The organism is Chitinophaga oryzae (assembly GCF_012516375.2).
GTDB lineage: Bacteria > Bacteroidota > Bacteroidia > Chitinophagales > Chitinophagaceae > Chitinophaga > Chitinophaga oryzae.
Genome location: NZ_CP051204.2, coordinates 6,479,199 through 6,501,507, shown reverse-complemented (window position 1 = coordinate 6,501,507; position 22,309 = coordinate 6,479,199). Strand labels below are relative to the sequence as shown.

General features: G+C 53.0%; 15 protein-coding genes. 9 read left to right on the top strand and 6 right to left on the bottom strand.

Going from position 1 to position 22,309, the window contains the following annotated elements:
• Positions 1-19 precede the first annotated feature (19 nt).
• The 3 genes from HF324_RS25465 to HF324_RS25455 are packed head-to-tail and all read left to right on the top strand — an operon-like array spanning position 20 to position 3,883.
• Complete coding sequence (locus HF324_RS25465; RefSeq protein ID WP_168805618.1) at positions 20-1,606, top strand: RagB/SusD family nutrient uptake outer membrane protein; 1,587 nt, start codon at positions 20-22, stop codon at positions 1,604-1,606.
• Positions 1,606-2,691, top strand: a complete 1,086-nt coding sequence (locus tag HF324_RS25460; RefSeq protein ID WP_220100617.1) for a glycoside hydrolase family 26 protein — start codon at positions 1,606-1,608, stop codon at positions 2,689-2,691. Before HF324_RS25465 ends, HF324_RS25460 begins: the two co-directional genes overlap by 1 nt.
• 22 nt (positions 2,692-2,713) lie before the next feature.
• Positions 2,714-3,883, top strand: coding sequence for a glycoside hydrolase family 130 protein (locus HF324_RS25455; RefSeq protein ID WP_168805615.1), 1,170 nt, complete (start codon positions 2,714-2,716; stop codon positions 3,881-3,883).
• 72 nt (positions 3,884-3,955) lie between these two features.
• On the opposite strand, the gene HF324_RS25450 is transcribed toward HF324_RS25455, so the two are convergent.
• Genes HF324_RS25450 through HF324_RS25435 form a run of 4 tightly spaced genes read right to left on the bottom strand, consistent with a single transcriptional unit; the run spans position 3,956 to position 9,838 of the window.
• Positions 3,956-6,832 (bottom strand): tetratricopeptide repeat protein, encoded by a 2,877-nt coding sequence (locus HF324_RS25450; RefSeq protein ID WP_168861145.1) that lies wholly within the window; start codon positions 6,830-6,832, stop codon positions 3,956-3,958.
• Between the two features lie 4 nt (positions 6,833-6,836).
• The gene (locus HF324_RS25445; protein ID WP_168805611.1) at positions 6,837-8,285 is read right to left on the bottom strand and encodes a glycosyltransferase family 2 protein; all 1,449 of its coding nucleotides are present in this window, start codon (positions 8,283-8,285) and stop codon (positions 6,837-6,839) included.
• A gap of 2 nt (positions 8,286-8,287) precedes the next feature.
• A complete protein-coding gene (locus tag HF324_RS25440) occupies positions 8,288-9,427 on the bottom strand; it encodes a HEAT repeat domain-containing protein (RefSeq protein WP_168805609.1) in 1,140 nt (379 codons plus the stop codon).
• A gap of 30 nt (positions 9,428-9,457) precedes the next feature.
• A complete protein-coding gene (locus HF324_RS25435) occupies positions 9,458-9,838 on the bottom strand; it encodes a response regulator transcription factor (protein ID WP_168805607.1) in 381 nt (126 codons plus the stop codon).
• Positions 9,839-10,373: 535 nt separating this feature from the next.
• On the opposite strand from HF324_RS25435, the gene HF324_RS25430 reads away from it, so the two are divergent.
• Both HF324_RS25430 and HF324_RS25425 read left to right on the top strand, forming a co-directional pair.
• The gene (locus HF324_RS25430; RefSeq protein ID WP_168805605.1) at positions 10,374-10,700 is read left to right on the top strand and encodes an ArsR/SmtB family transcription factor; all 327 of its coding nucleotides are present in this window, start codon (positions 10,374-10,376) and stop codon (positions 10,698-10,700) included.
• A gap of 10 nt (positions 10,701-10,710) precedes the next feature.
• Complete coding sequence (locus HF324_RS25425; RefSeq protein WP_168805603.1) at positions 10,711-11,175, top strand: SRPBCC family protein; 465 nt, start codon at positions 10,711-10,713, stop codon at positions 11,173-11,175.
• A gap of 242 nt (positions 11,176-11,417) precedes the next feature.
• Here the strand turns inward: HF324_RS25425 and HF324_RS25420 are convergent, their stop codons facing one another.
• Both HF324_RS25420 and HF324_RS25415 read right to left on the bottom strand, forming a co-directional pair.
• Complete coding sequence (locus HF324_RS25420) at positions 11,418-13,520, bottom strand: right-handed parallel beta-helix repeat-containing protein (RefSeq protein WP_168861144.1); 2,103 nt, start codon at positions 13,518-13,520, stop codon at positions 11,418-11,420.
• Between the two features lie 145 nt (positions 13,521-13,665).
• Complete coding sequence (locus tag HF324_RS25415; RefSeq protein WP_168805599.1) at positions 13,666-14,679, bottom strand: LacI family DNA-binding transcriptional regulator; 1,014 nt, start codon at positions 14,677-14,679, stop codon at positions 13,666-13,668.
• Positions 14,680-14,941: 262 nt separating this feature from the next.
• On the opposite strand from HF324_RS25415, the gene HF324_RS25410 reads away from it, so the two are divergent.
• From HF324_RS25410 to HF324_RS25395, 4 genes are read left to right on the top strand one after another with little or no spacing between them, the layout of a single operon-like run.
• The gene (locus tag HF324_RS25410) at positions 14,942-18,094 is read left to right on the top strand and encodes a SusC/RagA family TonB-linked outer membrane protein (protein WP_246269286.1); all 3,153 of its coding nucleotides are present in this window, start codon (positions 14,942-14,944) and stop codon (positions 18,092-18,094) included.
• A gap of 20 nt (positions 18,095-18,114) precedes the next feature.
• A complete protein-coding gene (locus tag HF324_RS25405) occupies positions 18,115-19,701 on the top strand; it encodes a RagB/SusD family nutrient uptake outer membrane protein (protein ID WP_168861143.1) in 1,587 nt (528 codons plus the stop codon).
• Between the two features lie 10 nt (positions 19,702-19,711).
• Positions 19,712-20,593 carry a DUF5017 domain-containing protein gene (locus tag HF324_RS25400; protein ID WP_168805595.1) on the top strand — a complete coding sequence of 294 codons (882 nt, stop codon included), beginning with the start codon at positions 19,712-19,714 and terminating at the stop codon, positions 20,591-20,593.
• Positions 20,593-22,308 (top strand): sodium:solute symporter family protein, encoded by a 1,716-nt coding sequence (locus HF324_RS25395; RefSeq protein WP_168862416.1) that lies wholly within the window; start codon positions 20,593-20,595, stop codon positions 22,306-22,308. The genes HF324_RS25400 and HF324_RS25395 overlap by 1 nt, the downstream gene beginning before the upstream one ends.
• Position 22,309 lies beyond the last annotated feature (1 nt).

Below are 22,309 nucleotides of genomic sequence, written 5' to 3'. Positions count from 1 at the left end.
TTCGATTCAATCAACCGTCATGAAAAAACTACTGTATATATTTCCGCTGTTGCTGGCGCTGATGTCTGTTGTGTCCTGCAGGAAAGCGCTGGAAGAGGATGTGTATGATTTTAAAGACCCTGAGAATTTTTACCGCACGGATGCCGACCTGCTCCAGGGCATCAATGGCGTCTATAAAAACCTGATGACATGGGACCTGTATATCTCTCCTGCGTGGAACGCCGTACTGGGAGAAGATGACGATCTGTTGCTGGAGAACTGGATGGGTGGCGGTTATGCCGGTAATCAGAACGGCCAGTGGTACATACAGCGTCCGTGGAATGGCTTTTACTACGTGGTGCAGCGCGCTAACCTGGTGCTGAAATATGCCGCCAGCGTAACCGGCGATACCGCTATGATCAACCGTATCAAAGGCGAGGCTTATTTCCTGCGGGGTTTCTGTTACGCGGAGATAGGAATGCGTTTTGGCGCAGCGCCTATCCGTACCGAAGCTTATGACCCTACACAGACGAAAGATATTGCCCGCAGCCCTTTGGAAGACGTGTATAAACAGGCGGTGGTCGACCTGAAAACTGCGGCGGGGTTGTTGCCCGCCAACTTCAGCAGCGGCAAATACACGGAGGCCGACCGTGGCCGTCCGACGAAAGCGGCTGCGCTGGGACTGCTGGCGCGGGTGTACCTGCACCTGGCCGGCAGCGAAGTGAAACAGGCCGCTTACTTCAAAGAGGCGGCCGATGCGGCCAAAGCGGTAAAAGACATGGGCGACGCTACTGGTTTCCCGGCGCTGGAAACCAATTATATGACGGTATTTGACCAGGCTACGCAGGACCGAAGCAAAGAGATGTTGTTCTCCGTGCCCGCTACCAACGCGCCTAACCAGGGACCGGAGCTGCCGGGCTACTTTTCTCCTTCCGGTTTGTATGCGGGTGGTGGCAGCAATGGCTTTGTGAGCCTGCGTACCGATTTCGTTAAAACCTTTGAGGCCAATGACAGAAGGGTCGCTTTCGGGACCGCGCTGTGGGATAGCTGGAAGGACCTGAGCGGCAACGAGCTGTATCATCTCAGGACATTACCTGCGGGCAGCACACTGGTCAGCGAAGGCAGCTGGGGAGCTGAATACGATGGTGGCGGTGGGTACGGACAAAACACCTACCGGCTGGGAGCCAAAACAATTTATGCTACGCCCCGTTATTACTCTAAAAAGTATGTCGACGCCGGTGCGCAGGCCAAAGATGAAAACGGCAACAACCCTGTCATTATCCGTTACGCTGATGTACTGCTGATGCTGGCGGAAGCCCGCAATGAAGTGACCGGGCCGGATGCAGATGCTTATGCTGCCGTGAACGCCGTAAGACAGCGCGCCGGCCTTGCACCGCTGCCTGCCGGTCTTTCACAGACCGATTTTCGTACAGCCGTGCGGGTGGAACGGCGGCATGAGCTGTACGGCGAGTTCCGGCGCCGCTTCGACCTGGTGCGCTGGGGCACCTGGATCAGCGTGATGAATGCCGCCGGTCGTCCACGTTTGCCTTACCAGTTGTTGTACCCGTTATCACAGGAGGAAATAGCCGGCAATAAACTGATCACCACCAATAACCCGGGTTACTGATGAAGAGATTAACATTACTGCTATTGTTGCTGACAGGCTGTATGCGCCTGTCAGCCCAACAAACCGCCGATCCGCTGGCGACGCCGGCCACGAAAAAACTGCTCCGGCAATTACAGGGCATATCAGGAAAAGGCGTGCTCTTTGGGCACCAGGATGACCTGCCGTACGGCGTAGGCTGGAAATACCAGCATGGCCGCTCCGATGTAAAAGACGTATGCGGCGACTATCCCGCGGTATACGGGTGGGACCTGGGCCATATAGAAATGGACAGCCCGCATGACCTGGACAGCGTGCCGTTTGACAGTATGCGCACGTATGTCCGTGAAGTAAATGAACGCGGCGGGGTAAACACCATCAGCTGGCATCTCAACAATCCCGGTAACGGCGGTTCCGCCTGGGACACCTTTCGCGTAGTGAAAGATATCTTGCCGGGTGGCACTAAACATCACGTATATACGGGCTGGTTAGACAAAGTGGCCGCCTGCCTGCTGGGCCTTAAAGCGGCAGATGGTACGTTGATTCCCATCATCTTCCGGCCTTTTCACGAACATACCGGCAGCTGGTTCTGGTGGGGGCAACGGCACTGTACCACGGAGGAGTTTGTGCAACTCTGGCGTTTTACCGTACGGTACCTGCAAAGTAAACAGGTACATCACCTGCTGTATGCTTACTCCGCGGCAGACTACGCCGATGCGGCAGCCTACCTGGAACGGTATCCGGGAGATGATATGGTGGACATCATCGGTACCGATGCCTACCAGTACAGCTCCTCTGCTGCGTTCACCGCTTTGCTGCAGCAAAGGCTGGGCATCCTGGAAAAGATAGCGGATGCCCGTCATAAGGTATCTGCGCTGACGGAGACCGGCTACGAGCGGATTCCGGAAGCCGGCTGGTGGACCGGCACCCTGTTGCCCATACTGAAATCTTACCGCCTTGCGTATGTGCTCTGCTGGCGCAACGCGCATACCGGCCATCATTACGTGCCCTACCAGGGACATGGCAGCGTGGCGGATTTCAAAAAGTTTTACGACGATCCGGCCACACTGTTTGAACGGGACTGGAAACGCCTGTCCCGACAGCTTTAATATTCAACTATTAACTGATGATATGATGCATTTTAGCGAGCGTTTAACAGCGCTGGAACAAGCGCAACAGCTGCTGATAAGCAGGAACAATGAAAGACAAACGCCGGGGAACGGCATTTTCGACCGTTACCGCTACCCGGTATTAACGGCGGCGCATGCCCCGCTGGAATGGCGTTACGACCTGCGCCCGGCTTCCAATCCATACCTGATGGAGCGCTACGGCGTCAATGGAGTGTTTAATGCCGGTGCTATTAAATGGAACAACAAATACGTGCTGATGGCCCGCGTGGAAAGTGTGGACCGTAAGTCTTTCTTCGCGCTGGCGGAAAGTGACAACGGCATCGACGGTTTCCGCTTCCGGGAGTATCCTGTTACGGTCCCTGAAACGGAAGACCCGGATACGAACGTCTACGACATGCGCCTGGTAAAGCATGAAGACGGTTATGTTTATGGCTTGTTCTGTACAGAAAGAAAAGACCCTGCAGCACCTGCCTATGACCAGTCCGCGGCCATTGCCGCCTGCGGGATTGTACGTTCCATGGACCTTGAGCGCTGGGAGCGGCTGCCTGACCTGGAAACGCCTTCGCCGCAGCAGCGGAATGTGGTGCTGCATCCGGAGTTCGTACAGGGGAAATATGCTTTTTATACCCGCCCGCAGGATGGTTTCATCAGCGCCGGTACCGGTGGCGGCATCGGTTTCGGCTTATGCGACGATATGACCCGCGCCGTGATCACGGAAGAAAAAATCCTGGACCCCAAAGTATATCATACGGTATATGAACTGAAAAACGGGCTGGGGCCTGCACCCCTGAAGACGCCACAGGGATGGCTTCACCTGGCGCATGGTGTGCGCAATACCGCAGCAGGATTACGTTACGTGTTATACCTCTTTATGACCGACCTGGAAGACCTTACCCGCGTGATACATAAACCGGCAGGTTATTTTATGGCGCCGGAAGGGGAGGAGCGCGTGGGCGATGTGTCTAATGTATTGTTCTGTAATGGCTGGATTGCGGAGGAAGATGGGAAGGTTTTTATTTACTATGCGTCTTCGGATACACGCATGCATGTGGCTACCAGTACTATAGGCCAGCTGGTGGATTATGTGGTCAATACGCCGGCGGATGGTCTTCGTTCAGCCGTGACGGTGAATACTATCTGCAGGATCATCGATCAGAATAAAAACCGATAAAGATACAAGTGAATGTGTTAACCCGATACGTGCAAGGAGGGCGCTAAGGCCCTCCTTTTCTTTTGGTTTTGTTTATTTGAAATTCCAGAGGAACAACAAATAGGTATCAAATTGATGAAGATATGATTGCTGAGGTATCTGTTGCCTTGTCCAGGTGCCGTAGGCCCCGATGGTGGCCCTGCCGCGGATATTCTTCTGGAAGCCTCCCGTGAGCGAGGTGGAGGTGAAGCCTGCCACTTTGCCAAACTGGAAGTTGCGGCTGCGGTCGTCCGGTGAGGCGCCGATGTTGCCGATCAGGGCGATGAAGTCCTGCCGGTCGTTCAGGTAAAAGCGGTTCGTCAGCGTGTAGGCCTGGTACCACTGATGTTCGTCATTGGTGAAAAAGCCGCGCAGGTTGACCCAGTAGTTACCGAAGTATTTCCCTACGGAAGCCACGGCGGAATAGGTATTGATGGTGTCGCTTTTTACATAACGGCCGCCCAGTTCGCCTTCCCATCCCTTCTTAAAATTACGGAAAAGGGAGTAGCCTGCGCGGACAGTGGGGAACACATCGGAGTTGGACCATCCGAACAATCCGTAGGAATAATACCGGGGATTGTGGGTGTAATAACTCTCTGCTTCCAGCTGGATGCCGTTGCCTGCTTCCCTGCTGCCGTAATTGAGCCTTCCCGTGATAGTGCCCCGCTGGAAGCGGTGCAGGTATTGCAGGGAGGTAATGCTGGCGGGCTCCAGGTCGCGGCTGTAAACAGACTGCAGGTGAATAATACCCACCTGGTTCTTATACGTATAGCCGTTGAGGTGATCGGCATACTGTTGCCATTTCTTTTCGCCGGGTTGTAATTTGCGGAGCTGTCCGGCTACCATGGCGGCGTCTGCGTAGCGGTGCAATTGTTCCAGCGCGTTGGCTTTCTGCGACAGCAGCGCCGGCTGGTTGGCGTTCAGCGCCAGGCCTTTGTCGGCATATACCAGCACGGAATCGTACTGTTTACGGGCCGTGGCGGTAGCGGTGAGGTTGTACAACACAGCTGTATCTGACGGCGCCAGTGCGTAAGCTGCCTGGTACAAGGCTGCGGCGCTGTCCCATTGTTGGGCTTCGCGCAGTTGTTTGCCATGGGCCAGCAGCTGGTCGAGGTACATCTGCCGCAGTGCCGTGTCGGCAGGATAGCGGCGATGCAGGTCTGCGGCGATGTTGCCGGCTTCCGTATATCTGCCTGCCTGCTGCAGCAGGGCTGATTTTTTCTGCAACAGCAGCGAATCATTGTTCAGGTAGCCCAGCGCGCGGTCGGTATATTCCAGCGCCTGCGCGGGTTGCTGTTGTTCGTTTTTACCGTTGATCAGGTATACCCACGCGTCTTTGCCGGACGGTGCATATTGCAGCACTTTCAGCAGCAGAGGCTCGGCGGCGCTATATTGTTTTTGGGCGATATAGCTTTTGGCGGCCAGCATTGCCTGGTCGATATAAGCCTGGCGGTAGCGTGTTTCGGCGGGGTAACGTGTCATGAGCGCTTCACTGATGGCTGCGGCTTCGCTGTACTGCCGGGTCGCTTCGAGCAGCCCCGATTTCTTGAACAGCAGGGCGGTATCGGTGGGTTGTTTGGCCAGTACCTGGTCCAGCAGCGATAGGGCTTCCTGTGGTTTGCCCAGTGTCGTTTGTACATTGGACAAGCGCAACAGCAGCTCTTTGCGGCCCGGCATCTGCTTCAGGGCTGTTTGCAGGACGGCGGCAGCTTCACCTGGCTTTTGCTGTTGTACCAATCTGCTGGCACGTAACAGTTGCAGGTCGGTATAGATTTGCTCATGCGTAGCACCGGGATGAAGCTGCAACAGCTTGCCGGCTGTTGTTGCGGCGGCGCTGTAGTCCTGCGTTTTTTCCTGTATGCCGATTTGTTTTCTTAAGATGTCCACATCACCGGGAAACACCTGTAATGCTTTGTTGCACCATTCGTTGGCGGCGGCATAATCGCCCCGCTGGTTGGCCTGGTTGATCAGTTGCTGGTACACCGCTTTGTTGCCGGGCTGCAAAGCCAGCAATTGTTCTGTGTATATGGCCGGCGCATTCGGCTGGCGGGCCAAAGCGGCGTACACGTCTGCCAGGTGTTGTTTGTACAGTGGCTGACCCGGATATTGTTTATGTAACCATTGGGCGTCTTCCAGTGCGGCGGCAGAGTTGCCGTTCGCCAGTTGTATGGAAGAGCGTTTTAACCGCCATGCGGCGCTGTCCGGGTGAAGGGCCAGCAATTTATTATAATAGGAAAGCGCTTCCCTGGAGCGGCCCTGTCCTTCCAGGGTAGAAGCCATTCCCTGTAACGCTTCTGCATTATTTTTGTCTTTTAACAGTACCTGTTCGTACATTTTTTCGGAGCCGCTCAGGTCCCCGGTTTTACGTCCGCGGCGGGCGGCCTGTATCTGGTAGTCTTCCAACAGGGAGGCTACTTTTGGATCTGACATATAATGATTACGCAGCAGTCCCATGACTTTCGCCTGCGTTACCACGTCGCCGCGTTCTTCTGCCAGCCCGTATTTTTTTAGCAGCAGGTCTTTGTCGAGCGGTGTTTTCTCCAGCAGCATATCTACATAACAGCTGGCTTCGGCGGTATTGCCCTGGCTGTAGTAGAGGTTTACCAATGAATGGAGGGCATCGCTGTTGGCCGGCTCTTTCCGGAGCACAACGTTCCACTCGAAAGCCGCAGCCACAGGCTGGCCGGTTTCCTGGTACAGTTTACCCAGCAGGATGCGGATATCTGTATAGTCCGGGCTTTGAGACAATGCTTTTTTACAGAATTTGATCGCTTTTGCGTAGTCCTTTTCTTCGTTGCGGGCTTTTAAGGCCATTTTATACAGCACATCGGAAGAAACAAGACCGCTGCGCTGGGCGCTCAGTCCTGAGTATATCAGTAATAAGGAGAGGAAGAATACAATACAACGCTTTTCCACACTTCGCTGTAACATGGTCTTAAGTAGTTTTTTGAAGGTTTGAAGATTGATTGAATCCCTGCCGCTGCATATTTCCCCAGGTATGTTTTTTACCGATCAGCTGATTGAAATATCCTCTGATGGCGGAGAAGAGTACGATCGGGTGATAGATGAAAGGCTCTGCCAGTGACAGGATACAGAGCTGCCATACTTCTTTCCAGCTTTGATAGTAGCGGAAGATCAGCTGGTCCCACAGCATAGAGAGGGAGGTGATCAGGATGGAAAAAGTATAGATGAACACCAGGAGGATGATGGCATAATCCCAGTTGATCAGGTGGTTAACAATAATATAGATGTAATAGATGATGCCGGCAAACTCGATCAGCGGCGCCAGCAGCTCAAAGAAGAAGTTATAGGGGAAGATGATCAACCCTAATTTTTTGTATTTCGGGTTGAACAATACTTTTCTGTGTTTGCCGAATATCTGGGCGAGTCCTCTGGCCCAGCGTACCCGTTGGCGGAAGAACACTTTGTAGGTGGCGGGAACTTCCGTCCAGCAAAGTGTTTCCGGGATGTAATGGATGCGGTAGGGCAGGTCCTGTTCGCACATGTAGCGGCACATACGTACCACCATGTCCATGTCTTCGCCGAAGGAGCCGGGGTCGTAGCCGCCTGATTTGATAACGATGTCTTTATCGAACAGGCCGAGGCCGCCGGACACGTTGGGGACCGCGTTGATGAAAGTCCAGCCCATTTTACCGAGCAGGTAGGAGCGGATATATTCCATTTCCTGGAAGCGTGGCAGCAGTGCTCCGGGCACGCGCACGCGGGTGATGACGCCGGCTTCCACGTCGCAGGAGTTGGCCGCCCGTAGCGGGGCGCCGGTAGCGATCACTCTTTCCGGATCGTCCATGAAAGGTTTGATGAGTTTCAGCAGGGTGTCGCTGGCAAGGATGCAATCCACATCTGTGTTCAGGAAGTAGTCGAACGAAGAGGCGTTGATGCCGGCGTTTACCGCATCGGCCTTGCTTTTACCGTTGACTTTGTCCAGCACCAGCAGTTTGGAATAGGCCGGGTTGGAAGATTTAAAGAAACGTTTAACTTCCTGGCAGGGGATCTGCTGGCGGTAGGCGAAGTTTACTTCCACCAGTTCAAACTCGTTGATCAGCTTTTGCAGGGTATCGTCTTTACTGCCGTCGTTCACGATCACCACTTCAAAGCGGGGATAGTTGAGCGCCAGCAAAGACCGTACATTGGCGATGATGGTCACGCCTTCATTATAGGCGGGCGCGATCACGGAAATACCGGGCGTGAGGGGCGAGGCCACCAGCATCTGCTGGCCTCTTATTTTGTTTTTCCACAGGCTGCGGCGGATCGCGATGAGCGACAGTACCGCCAGCAGGATGTAAAACAGAAATAGTCCGGCACAATAGACGAATATTGCGCTTTCGTAAAAATCAGTGATGTATTTAAGTATTGCAGAATACATGATTAGTATTTAATCAGGGGGTTCAGACTGTGTTGCAGCAGCAGTTTCCTGGTGCCGGTGAGCGATTGCTGTAGCTGGGCTACCAGGCCGCTGGCAAGTGCTTTATGGGCTACAATGGAGTGTGCCGCGTGTTTCATGAGCAGAAAATCATCCGTATGTTCCAGTTCCTGTTGCAGGAAACCGATGAAATTACCTGAGCCGATGCGGCCCAGCGCTTTCAGTATTTCCAGTTTGCAGCTGTCTGGCTGCGTCGGATACATGTCTACCAGGACGGGTTCTGCTTCCAGTGCCATCAGCTTGCCAAGGTTGTTGATGGTAACGGCCCGCAGCTGTTCATCTTCCGTTTTCAGGAGGTTGATCATGGCCGGTATCGCTTCCGGTTGCTGGAAGTAGGCTGCCAGCTTCAGACAGAGCACGATGACCGTTGGGTGGTACTGCGGATCGATCCATTGGGCGAAAGAAGGCATGGGGATGTCTTTCCGCAGGGAAATGATCCGGAACAGTTCAAACTGTTCCCATGCCAGCAAAGGTTCTTTCACGTGACTGAAAAACGCAAAGGGGGCGTCGGGGGAGCATTGCACCCAGTAACAACGCGCCATTTCCCGGATGTACTGATCGCGGCTTTGGGTGAGGGACAACACATGCGCATTGTTCAGCAGTACGCCCATGCCGGATAATTCCACGAGGGCGTTGATCACTTTTTTGCGGCGGCCGGACTGCAGGGCAGCGGCGGCATCGCGGTGCAAACCCAGTTCGAGGTACAGCTGGCGGAGCAGCAGCGGAATATCCCCGGTGAAGTTGTTGCGGTATTCCAGCAACTGGCTTTTAAATACATCTGCCGCCCATTTTTCCTGCAGGGGGAGGGTTTCGAAGGCCTCCAGCGGCAGGGCTACGGGGGTGTCCGGATCACCCAGTGATTTGTAGATGATATGTTCCAGCAGCAGCTCATTCACTTTTTCGCGCAGGGGCCTTTCTTTCTTCGCCCGTCTTTCTTTCTGCCAGCGGAAGAAGATCATGTATATGTATGCCACGGCTGTACCGGCAACGGCCAGCACGCTTACGATGATGGCGATCTGTATCACCAGCGGGAAGTAGGCAAAATAGTATACCAGGTCCTCCAGCCATTGGCGGAACGACGTCATGAAATTCATTATCGGTAATTGGTTATGGAATTAAATGGTGTTCTTTGCTCTTTGTTGAATCAGGCGTTTTACTCTTGAGGCAAGTTCTGATGGGTTAAACGGTTTCTTCAGATAGTCGTCTACTCCGATATCAAAACCTTCCGTGATGGTCTTTTCATGTGTAACTGCAGACAAAACAAGAATGGGGACGTCCAGATGGAGCTCGTTGCGCATTTTGCTTACCAGTTCCATACCATTGGCGTAGGGTAACATCAGGTCAGTAATGACCAGGTCAAATTTTGATTGCTGCAGATACCGCATAGCGTCCTGTCCGTTTTTGGCGATGCTGATGATATAGTCCTGTTTCCTTAAAATAATTTCTATCGCTTTACAAACAAATTCATCGTCTTCCACTAAGAGAATACTATACATACGTAATGTTTTTGACAGATTGAATAAATGATAATACCCCCTTTAATTCGTCGCATGACAATTAATACACTCCGATGCATGGGCCGTCTACATGCGATCGCGTGATGATTTCGATACATTAAATAAAGTCAGAAGTGCTTTTCCTTCCACCTGAGGGATTAAGAGTACTCATAGTAATAACAAAGCGGTTAACTCAATAAAAAAGATGGCAAATTTTAATTGGTGCTGAGGTTCGAACGTCTCATTTGTTTCGCGAAGTTATGCATAATCCATGCCAATCTGAATACATTAACAATCAGTTCGCAATGGTGGCGGGTTTCGTAGATATTAAAAATAAAACATATTATATTTTATGATATTTTATTTTGTTTTTTTAGAGGTGCTTTTTTACACTTAATCGTCTTCCGGTGGCATGGTAGATGCGGGTACTTTCCAGGTCTTCATAAGCGTAGTTCATACGAAAGACGCAGCCAGCGAAAATTTAATTTGTGTAACAAGATTGTTACGTATATTTGTAACAAGATTGTTACAAGTTATGGAGACGAGAAGAGATGTATTTCATGCTATCGCGGATCCCACCCGGCGCGCCATCCTGCATATGCTCGCAGGAAAAAAGATGAACCTGAACGCCGTAGCTGAGGAGTTCGACATCAGCCGCCCTGCCATCTCCCGGCATATTAAAGTACTGACGGAATGCGGCATGGTGATCATTAAACAGGAAGGAAGGGAACGCTATTGCATCGCCAACCCGGCCCCCCTCAGTGAAGTGGAAGCGTGGATGAAAACCTACAAAGCTTTCTGGGCCGACAGCCTCGACGCTTTGGATGAATTCCTGAAAAAACAACGTACCCGGAAAAAATAAGCTTCACCATATGAAAAAAATAACCGATCAACGCGTTTTCGTTCAGGTGGAAAAGGCTTTTGACGAGCCTGCTGAAACTATTTTCGACGCCTGGCTGGACACAGACATGCTAAGCCACTGGATGTTCGGGCCTGCCGTGCGCAACGAGGAAGTGCTGAACCTCACCAACGACCCGCGCCCTGGCGGCCGGTTCAGTTTCCAGGTGAGAAGAGACAATGAAATCCTCAACCACATCGGGGCTTACCTGGAAATTAACCGCCCCTCGCTGCTGGTATTTACCTGGGGAGTAGATATCGAACCGGGCGATGAAAGCGTAGTCACCATCCGCATCACCTCCACCGCCACGGGCTGCGTATTGCAACTGGAGCATGATATGGACATCAAATGGTCTGAATATGCAGACCGCACCGAAGAAGGATGGACTTACATGATCGGGTTGCTGCATAATTATCTGCAACGGCACCGGAATAAATAACCGCCATGTTTGGCCCCTGATTTTGATCCCAGGGCTCACGCCCGGGGCTACAATCTTATTCAGGCTTTTATGTAAGCAGCGTATCTAAATGGAAGCTTGAATGACATCGTAGCCCCGGGCGTGAGCCCGGGGATCAAAATATGGGGATCAAAATATGGGGATCATGGATAAATCGCCCGGGGGATCAAATGGCAAAATTGCCTTCAGGATTCAATCCTGAAAGCAATTTGATGCATTTCCGCCTAGGGTATTACCACCACATTCGTGGAGTTGGTTTGTTGGATCACCGCGGTCAACGGCCGGGTTTCTCCTGTGAAATTATTCTGACGGATGGTGCAGCTGTCCGTCGTATTGAGGTAGATACCGTAATGCGTGCCTGGCTGAATAAACCCGCTGACATTGCTGGTGAAAATATTTTTCCCTACCACGCTGCCTGTGGCATTAAATAAGGTGATGCCATGCTGGGCGAAGTTCTCCACTTTATTATCATTGATGAGAATACCGTTGTGCGGCCGAGCGGGCGCTATGACATCCACGTAACGGCTTCCCTGTAATACGATCTTCTTAAACTTTACCGTGATCGCCCCTTCATCTACCCCCAGGTTATCATAAGCGCAGTCGCGGATGTGATTACGCAGGATATTCACCTTGCTGCTGTACAGGCCATTGAGCCATTGTGCGGCTTCGTTGTACAGCGCCACCGCCGGAGAGGAGCAGTTGAACAGCCGGTTGCTGTCTACTGCACCATTGGCGGAACGCAGGATCACGCCGCGGCCACGGACGGTGAACTGGTTGTTATACACATAAAACTGTTCATTGCGCCGGGTACTGTTGTACAGCTGCGCGTTCTGCTGCTGGTCGGACAGGTTCACGTCTGTAATGGCGGCGTAACTGCTGTCTGCAATAGCGGGCGTGAACTGTACGGTAAAGGTACCTTGACCGGTATTGGGTTGTACGCTGGTGACGGTGAAGTTTTGGGAGATGACATTACCGGTTTTCGGGATATAGATATCGAAGTGGTCGCCGGTTTTGAAGTTCATGAAATCGCTTTTCACCGTCAGGCTGTTGGCAGCGTTTTTTGCGGTGATCACCATGCCTTTGTTGTAGAGCGCCACGCCGTCGTCACCATTGCCTGTGAAGGAAGAATTTTCTACCCATGGGCCGATGGTATTGCCGCGGCAATGCACTCCGTCGGCATTGGCGGATACAAAGCGGGTGCTGTCTTTTAAGGCGGAATGACAATTGAGCACTTTCATATCGCCGCCATCGAAGGCATAATAACATCCCATCGGGCTGGCGTAGTTGGTGATGTCGCTGAAGGTAAGGTCCGTACAGTTGGTGGTGCTGATAAACGAACCCATATTGGTGCGGCACAGGATGGTAAGGATGTCACCTGCGGCGAAGTATTTACCGGAAGTGGAGCCGGGATGCACGATGTTGTATTCCGCAGGGTTGGTGCCGGCGATATACGTGGCATCGCCGGGCGCCAGGCCGAAAGCATTGCCTACGCCGGGTTTTACGGCGCCGGGATGCGTGGGGTCCAGGAGGTAGGCCCATGACCAGTGGGTGGTAAACGACGGATTGTTGGTGATGGCAGGGTAGTAGGGGGATGTTTGTCCCGCTACGCTGCGCAGCCTCGCCCGGATATTGAGCGTGTTGGGATTGCTGTTATCTACCTGTATCACGTCCAGGAGGGAATGAGGCAGCGGGTCCCAGTCCACCGTGAAACCTGTTACCGTGATACGATTGGAATTGCGGAAGCTCAGGAAACCGGTCTCCGGATGGTTCATCACGGTGACGGCCGACTGGTTGCCGTCGATGATCAGGTCGTTGACACCGGTGTAGGTGAACATAAAGCTGCCGGCGGCGCCCGGATCGAGGGCGTAGTGGCCGTTGGCCGCAAACTGCACCATGGCCGGCGTGTGTTTTACGGCGGTGTCCAGGATGGCCTTCACCTGTGCATAGGTGCTGTTGTCGGGCACCGTATATACGTTGGCGGGGGTGGCGACAGTGTAACTGAAACGGGCAGACCAGCCGCTGCTGTTGCCGGCAGTGTCAACGGTTTTTACCCGCCAGTACAATTTTCCTGCGGGCAGCGGGTCAAGCGGAACGTAACGGGTAACGGGCAGGCCTGCACGTTGTGCCAGGATGTTGGTAAAACCGGTATCGGAAGCAACCATGATCTGGTAACTGCCTGCGCCGGGCACGGCGCTCCAGGTAAAGCCGGGATGGGTCATATAGCCGGTACCGTTATTCAGCGGCGCGGTTGGTACAGGGGCGCTTTGCGCATACAGGGACAGGGTGCCAACAAACAACAGGGCGAAAAACATACTGATCTTTTTCATACGTGAATTTTTTGGTGAGCAGTTGACAAGGTCATATCACCCCAAAGATTCTTTCCCAAACCCACACCCGCAAAAATTACACGACGTTTTTCCCCGTGGGAACATTCCCGCAAAAAGGGAATGTTCCCACGGAAAAAATCCGGGATCAGCTGGATTCCCGGACGATCAGTTCGGTCTTGAGCACGCGGATAATGCTTTTCCAGTCGGCCACATCGCGGTTGATCTGATCGAGTAACAGCTGTGCGGCTGTCCGGCCGATTTCTTTTACCGGTTGCGCTACCGTCGTGAGCGACGGATGTATCAGTCCGGATGCAAAGTCGTTACTGAAGCCTACCACGGCAATATCTTCCGGTACGCGGAGCCCTTTCTTTTTTATCACCTGGATAATTTCAATGGCCGTAGGGTCGCTGATGGCGAAGATGGCGTCCGGCGGCTGGGGGAGGCTAAGCAGGTGCGTTACGTAGATATGCACCATGTCGGTGTTCAGGTCATAGGGGATGACCAGGCTTTCATCGTAGGGCACGTTGTGTTTTTTCAGGGCTGCCTTGTAGCCGTTCAGCCTTTTTTCGCTGATACGCAGCGAGGTGGGGCCCGACAGGTGCGCGATCCGCTTCCTGCCTCTTTCCAGCAGATGGCTCACCGCCTTGTAGGCGCCTTCAAAATCGTCCACGATAACTTTAGGCACATCCATGTCGTCGCACACCCGGTTGAAAAAAACGATGGGGATGCCTTTGCGCTGGAAGATTTTCAGGTGATCGAAATTCCGGGTCTCCTTACTCAGCGATACCAGGATACCATCCACCTGGTTGGCCAGCATCACTTTTGTGTTGGCCACTTCTGTTTCATAACTCTCGTTGGACTGGCAGATGACGGTATTGTATCCCGCCTTGCTGGCCACTTCCTGCGCACCGATGGTCACGTTGGGAAAGTAGGAACTGGTGAATTCCGGAACAATAATGCCGATGGTATTGGTCTTCCGGGTGATAAGGCTGATGGCCAGCATATTGCGCTGGTAGTCCATTTTATCGGCCAGTTCCAATACTGCCTGGCGCGTGTCCTCTTTCACGCTGGGATGGCCCGTCAGCGCCCGGGACACGGTGGATTTGGACAGGTTCAGCGCTTTGGCGATGTCAACGATGGTCACCTGATGTCGTTTCATAGCTCTCAGTTATATAACTCCAAAGAAACAAAATAACCTTGGAAATTGGGAACATTCCCATAAATTGGGAATGTTCCCAACAGAAATGCAGGCCAATTTTGTAGCTTCTGTGCCCGTTAGTTTACATCTTTGGACAACAAATTCACACGTATGGAAAACAGTTGTCGACAACTTTAGCGTGGCAAGCTATACCTGAACATTTCCACGGCGCCACTTCCCGATCGGAGCAGAAAAACTAGTCATTAAAAAAACAGCAAGGGGAATGCAAAAAAAGATTTTCACGTTAACGGGGTATTGGCTACTCCCGTTTTTTATCATCTGCATATGGATGAACGCTATCGCACAGCAACCAACCCCGACGGTGACGGGCAAAATCACCGAAGCCTCCGGCACACCACTGCCCGGCGTGACAGTTCGCGTCAAAGGAGGCACCGTATCAGCCATTACCAACGACGAAGGCGTTTACAACATTAAAGTGAACACCCTACCCGGCACCATTCTCCTGTACTCATACGTGGGGTATGTGAGCCGCGAGGTAAAGCTCACGGCCGGCAGAACGGTCTACAACATCACCCTGGAATCATCGGTGAAAGGGCTCAATGACGTAGTAGTGATCGGCTACGGCACGGTTAAACGGAAAGACCTTACCGGCGCCGTAGGCGAAGTGAAAATGGCCGATATGGCCAAAGCGCCCGTACCCTCCTTTGAGGAAGCCCTCGGCGGCCGTGTGGCAGGGGTGCAGGTATCGGCCAGCGACGGGCAGCCGGGAGCGGCGCTCAATATCGTCATCCGGGGCAACAACTCCGTCACACAGGAAAACTCTCCCCTCTATGTGGTGGACGGTTTCCCAATGGAAAATCCCTCCAACAACATCTTCAATCCTGAAGAAATCGCCTCTATCGAAGTGCTGAAAGACGCTTCGGCTACCGCCATTTACGGCGCCCGCGGCGCTAACGGGGTTATCCTCATCACCACCAAAAAAGGGAAATCAGGCGGCCCGGTGATCGCCTACCAGACCTGGATGGGCTTCCAGCAGAACCTGAAGAAACAAAAAATGATGGACCCGTACGAGTTCGTGAAGTTCCAGCTGGAACAAAACAGCACCCTCTACACACCCATCTACCTGAAAAATGGCAAAACGCTGGAAGACTACCGGAATGTAAAAGGCGTTGACTGGCAGGACCAGGTGCTGCGCAATGCTTTCATGCAAAACCACAGCCTGTCCATGAGAGGCGGCAACGATAAAACGAAGTATGCCCTGTCCGGCTCCCTGCTGGACCAGGACGGTATCATTATCAACAGCGGATTTAAACGTTACCAGGGCCGCCTGGTGCTGGACCAGCAGGTGAGCAGCAAAATAAAAGCAGGCATCAACCTCAACTACACCGCCACTAAAACATACGGCGCTTTCGCTTCCACCACCGCCACCGGCCCCACCTCGAGCCTTATGTACAGCGTATGGGGCTATCGCCCCGTAACCGGCGATTCCACCAACGGCGGTTCCCTGATCGATGAACCGTTTGACCCTGACGTGGACCCGCTGAGCGAATACCGCATGAATCCTATTATCTCCAACCGTAACGAATACAACCCCGCGTTTAACAATACCCTCATCGGCAACGCCTATGTGGAATACAAACCGGCCCGCTACTTCACCCTGCGCGTCACCGGCGGTATCACGCGGGAGGCTGTACGAAAAGAAATTTTCAATAATTCCAACACCCGGCTGGGCAACCCCAAAAGCAGCGCACTGGGCGTTAACGGCTCCGTGAGCAACGCGGAACGTAACAGCTGGCTCAATGAAAATACGCTCACCTACGCCCGCGTGTTTAACAAAGACCATAACCTCAACGTGATGGGCGGCCTGAGCATGCAGAAAACGCAGACCTACAGTTATGGTTTCACCGCTTCGCAGGTGCCCAACGAATCGCTGCGCATGAGCGGACTGGATGAAGGGATCATCACCACCGCACCTACCGCCCGCTCTGCCAATACGCTGATGTCTTTCCTCGGAAGGGTCAATTATGGTTACAAATCCCGCTACCTGCTCACGCTCTCATTCAGGGCAGACGGTTCGTCCAAATTCCCGGTCAGCAACCGCTGGGCTTATTTCCCCTCCGGCGCACTGGCATGGCGTATTATCGAAGAGCCATTCATGAAGGACGTCAGCTTCCTTTCCGACGCCAAAGTACGTGTAGGCTATGGTACCACGGGCAACAACCGCGTGCCTGATTTTGCCTATCTCACCGCACTGCAGCTGTTCCCCTATTCCGGCTACCCTTTCGGTAATTCACCGGCACAGGGCATCGTGCCCAATAACCTGGGATACCCGGACCTGAAATGGGAAACTACTTCGCAAACGGATATAGGCATTGACGTTGGGTTCCTGAAAAACAGGATCACGCTGTCTGCCGACTACTATAAAAAGAATACGCGCGACCTGTTGCTGAATGCCACCCTGGCGCCGTCTTCCGGTTATCTCAGCGGTATCCGTAACATCGGAAAGGTGTCTAACGAAGGGCTGGAAATCACGATCAATACCAATAATATTCAACGGAAGAACTTTAGCTGGTCTACCGGTTTTAACATCTCCTTTAACCGGAACAAGGTATTACAGCTCAACGAAGGCGAGGCCAGTTATGCTTCCCGTATCACCTGGGGCAACTTCAACAACGCCTATCCGTATATCGCTATTCCCGGGCATCCTATCTCCCTCTTCTATGGTTTCCTGTTTGACGGAATTTACCAGTACGGCGATTTTAACCAGCTGGGCGACGGCTCCTATGTGTTGAAGAACAATGTGCCGAACAACGGTAACCCCGCCAGCAGCATTCAGCCCGGGCACATCAAATTCAGGGACATCAACGGCGACGGTAAAGTGGACAACAACGACCTGACCATCATCGGTAACCCGAACCCGAAACATATCGGCGGGCTGTCCAACAATTTCACCTACGGCAATTTTGACCTGAACGTTTTCCTGCAATGGAGCTACGGCAACGACCTGCTGAACGCCAACCGCATTGAGTTTGAAAACGGCGATGTGACCCGTAACTTCCTGAACATGTTCGCTTCCTATGCCGACAGGTGGACGCCGGAGAACCCCAGCAACAGCCTGTACAAAGTAGGGGGACAAGGCCCGCTGGTGTATTCTTCCCGTACGATAGAAGACGGTTCTTACCTGCGCCTGAAGACAGTCGCGCTCGGCTATACGTTGCCCGCCCAAACGCTCAAAGCGGCGAAAATAAAATCGCTCCGGGTATATGCTTCCGCACAGAACCTGCTCACCTGGACCAGCTACTCCGGCCTCGACCCGGAAGTGTCCGTGCGGCATTCTGCGCTGACGCCCGGGTTTGACTGGTCTGCCTATCCCAAAGCGCGCACTATCACTTTCGGACTGGACGTAACCTTTTAATGACCTTAAAAGCTGTGAAAATGAAATCAGGCATTATCAAAACATATATCATGATCTCCTGTGTGCTGGCAGGTTCCCTGTTCAGCGCATGCAATAAATTCCTGGACACGAAACCGGAAGACTTTGTGACACCGGAAAATTACTTCAATACCGAAGCAGACCTGGACAGGGCGCTGAACGGCGTCTATAACCGGTTGATCGACAACTGGGGCAGGATGTACTCCCGCGGGTTGTTCAGTTACCTGAACATCAGCGATGAATTTTTTTATAAGAACGTGTCCGTGAACAATCTCCGGGTATTGGACTTTGACGCCGGCCAGCTGGACGTGGGCAAGTTGTGGGAGGTGGCTTACCAGGGCATCGACCGCGCCAACCTGTTGCTCGAAAATGTGAACAAACCCAGGATGGACGAGACGAAACGGAACGCCATCAAAGGGCAGGCGCTTTTCCTGCGCGCCTATTTCTATTTTGTGCTGGTGGATAATTTCGGTGGCGTGCCGTTGAAGTTATCGTCCACCACTTCGCCAACGGCGCCCAATCTGCCACGTTCTTCCGTGGCCCAGGTATACGCGGCCATCGTGGAAGATATGAAAGCAGCAGAACCGCTGGTGAGCGACATCAGCGCCTATACGAACAATGAGCGTGTAACCACCACCGTAGTACAGGCGATGCTGGCGAGGGTGTATCTTACCATGGCCGGTGAACCGCTGAAGGATGTGTCGAAATACACCGATGCGCTGTCTTACGCTGACAAGGTGATCAATTCAGGTAAACATTCTTTGAATCCTTCCTACAGCAATATTTTTATCAATCATTCCAAAGATATCAACGAGCCTCAGGAGTGCCTCTGGGAGATAGGGATGTACGGTAATCAGCAGGGTACGGCCCAGCTGGCGGGGGGCGTAGGTATTGAGAACGGCGTGGAGTGCCCCGATGACAACATCGGTTATTCCGGTGGCGCAGTGCATCCTACGGCCAGATTGTTCAACCTCTTCGAGGCAGCGGACCAGCGCCGCGATTGGGCGATTGCGCCTTACCGGTATATTAACGCCGGCGGAACGATCACCAAAACAGCTTTCACACCGGCGCAGATTTATGAACGTACCGCCGGTAAATGGCGCCGTGAATACGAAACACAGGTGCCAAAGAACCGCCTGTACAATTCCACCAACTTTCCCGTGATCCGTTATGCCGACGTGCTGCTTATGAAGGCCGAAGCGGAAAATGCCCTGAATGGCCCGGTGGCAGCGGCTTATGAGGCTGTTAACCAGGTGAGGAGAAGGGGGTACGGTAAACCTGTTCATGCCGCCGATCCGGCAGCAGACCTGCCGGCAGGGCTGGGCGCCGTTGATTTCCTGTCGCATTTGCAGGATGAAAGAGCGCGCGAACTTTGTTTTGAAGGCATGCGCAAACATGACCTGATTCGTTGGGGCCTGTACGTAAGTAAAATGCAGTCGCTGGCAACAGAGGTGAGCAGCTCCGCGCCGGCGGCCTGGAAATACGCCGGCAGCGCGGCGAAGAACACCACCGTTCGCAATGTACTGTTTCCCATTCCCAACACTGAGATCACTATCAATCGTTTGATCACTCAAAATCCCGGCTGGTAAAAAAATGACTATGCGACCTTACTTATATCTGATGATCATCGCCGCTTTCTGCGCCTGTGCCAAAGAGAAGGTGACCACGCCGGAGCTGGAAGTAACAACGGCCGGCACCACCTTTAAGGCCGGCGATACCGTGTCGTTCGTTTTTCAGGGCAATCCCGATAATATTACTTTTTATTCCGGCGAACCCGGACGCAAGTATGAACACCGCCAGCGTACCACGGTAGATGCCGATCTGCAGATACAGTTCAGCACGCTGGTACAGTTTGGCAAGATATACCCCAACCTGCAACTGATGGTGTCCAACGATTTCAGCGGTATTGCAGATGTGGAACATGTGAAAGCCGCTACCTGGAAAGACGTATCTTCCAAAGCGGTATTTTCTGCCGGGCAGGACAATACGCCCTCCGGCGTGGTGAGCCTGAAAGAATTTGCTGATTCCGCCCGGCATAAGCTGATTTATATCGCGTTCCGGTATACCGACACCAATAAGCCTGAAGGGCAGAACCGCTGGGTGGTGCGGACGTTTACCGCCAACAGCGTGTCTGCGGATAACGTGGTGACGCCGATGGCCACCATGGCGACGGCAGGGTGGAAAGCGGTGGACTTTAAAAATCCGGCGTTCGTATGGGCTGTTACCCAGGCGCAGTTGTTGATGCCCGGCAGTAAAAATACCGATGACAACGAAGATTGGGTGATCTCCAAAGGACTGGACCCTACAGCCGTAAAGCCTGACCAGGGGATAGCGCTGAAGAATATCAGCACTACGCTGCCGGCATATAAGTATGTGTATACCCGCCCGGGTACCTACCGGGTGGTATTTGAAGCGTCGGCCGTGCGTTATAACGGAGAGAAACGTATTACCAGAGAACTAACCTTAACGATTACACCGTGATGAATGCTGTCATAGATACCGCCGTTATTGTTGTTTTTTCCCTGTTCATTATGCTGGTGGGATTTTCCTTTTCCAGGACAGGAAGAAACCTCAAATCTTTTTTTGCTGCGGGGGAGGCCGTACCCTGGTTTATCGGCGGGCTGTCCCTTTTTATGAGTTTCTTTTCTGCCGGCACGTTTGTGGCCTGGGGTTCCATTGCTTACCAGTACGGCTGGGTGGCCATCACTATCCAGTGGACAATGTGCATCGGTGCGCTGGTGACGGGGCTGTACCTCGCGCCCCGATGGAAAGCCACCGGCAACCTCACCGCGGCAGAATTCATCCGGGAACGGCTGGGTGAGAAAGTGCAGAAGGCGTATATCTATATTTTCATGCTGGTGTCTTTGCTGATCAAAGGCTCCGTATTGTATTCCGTGGCCAGGCTGGTGAGCGCTTCACTGGGACTGCCACTCATGCCTTCCACTGTTGTGCTGGGGTTATTCATGATCGCCTATACGGCGGTAGGCGGCCTGTGGGCCGTAATGGTGACCGACATCCTGCAGTTCGTAGTGCTCACGGCAGCGGTGCTGATCATTATTCCGCTGGCTTTTGATGCGGCGGGCGGCGCACAGCATTTCCTGCACTTTTCGCCGGAAGGTTTCTTCAGTGTGGTCAACGGTGAGTACACCTGGGGCTTTATTGTTGCCTTTGCGTTGTATCACGTGTTTTATATCGGCGGCAACTGGACTTTTGTACAACGCTACACCAGTGTAGACACGCCGAAGTCCGCCTCCAAAGTGGCTTATCTTTTTGCAGGGCTTTACATCCTGAGCCCGGTGCTGTGGATGTTACCGCCGATGCTCTACAAAAGCATCAACCCCGGGCTGCTTGGCCTGGAAACGGAGAACGCCTATCTCATGATCTGCAAGCATGTGCTGCCGGCAGGTTTAATGGGGCTGATACTCACCGGTATGTATTTTTCCACCTCTGCTTCCGCCAATACAGCACTGAATGTGGTATCCGCTGTTTTTACCAACGATATCTACAAAGGATCGATTAATCCTGGTGCTTCTGACAAAACACTGATGCGCGTGGCAAGGGTATCTTCCTGGTTCTTCGGGTTGGGTATGATTGCCATTGCGCTGATAGTGCCTTATATCGGCGGTATCGTGGAGTTTACCCTGAGCATCGGGGCTATCACCGGTGGACCATTGCTGGCGCCGCCTATCTGGGCGCTGTTCTCCAGGCGGCTAACGGGCAAGGCTACCCTGTATATTACCGTCATCAGCCTGCTGGTCAACCTGGTATTTAAAGTGATCCTTCCGTTGACGGCGGGTATTAAACTGGGCCGTGCCGATGAGATGTTGCTCGGCGTTGGATTGCCTTTCTTGATGCTGGCCCTGTACGAATGGTATGCCCGTGGCAAAGGCGATGTGAGCGACGAATATATACAGTTGCAACGCCGCCGCGCACAACGCAAGGTAGAAGTGTTGGAGGTCAGCGCGGAGGAGGCCATCGAGATACAAAAACAAAATCAGTTCGGGTTAAAGGTGATTGCCTTTTCGCTCGCCTTTATCGCCTTATTACTATATGGGCTGTGTTTCTTTTCACAGAAAAGTGCCCCGCTGGTGGCGGGTATTGCCACTACGATCCTCGTCGCGGCTGTTATACCGCTGCGGGCTGCACGAAAAGTGAAGATCACGTCTCAACCGGAACCGGTAGAAAGTACTTATTAAC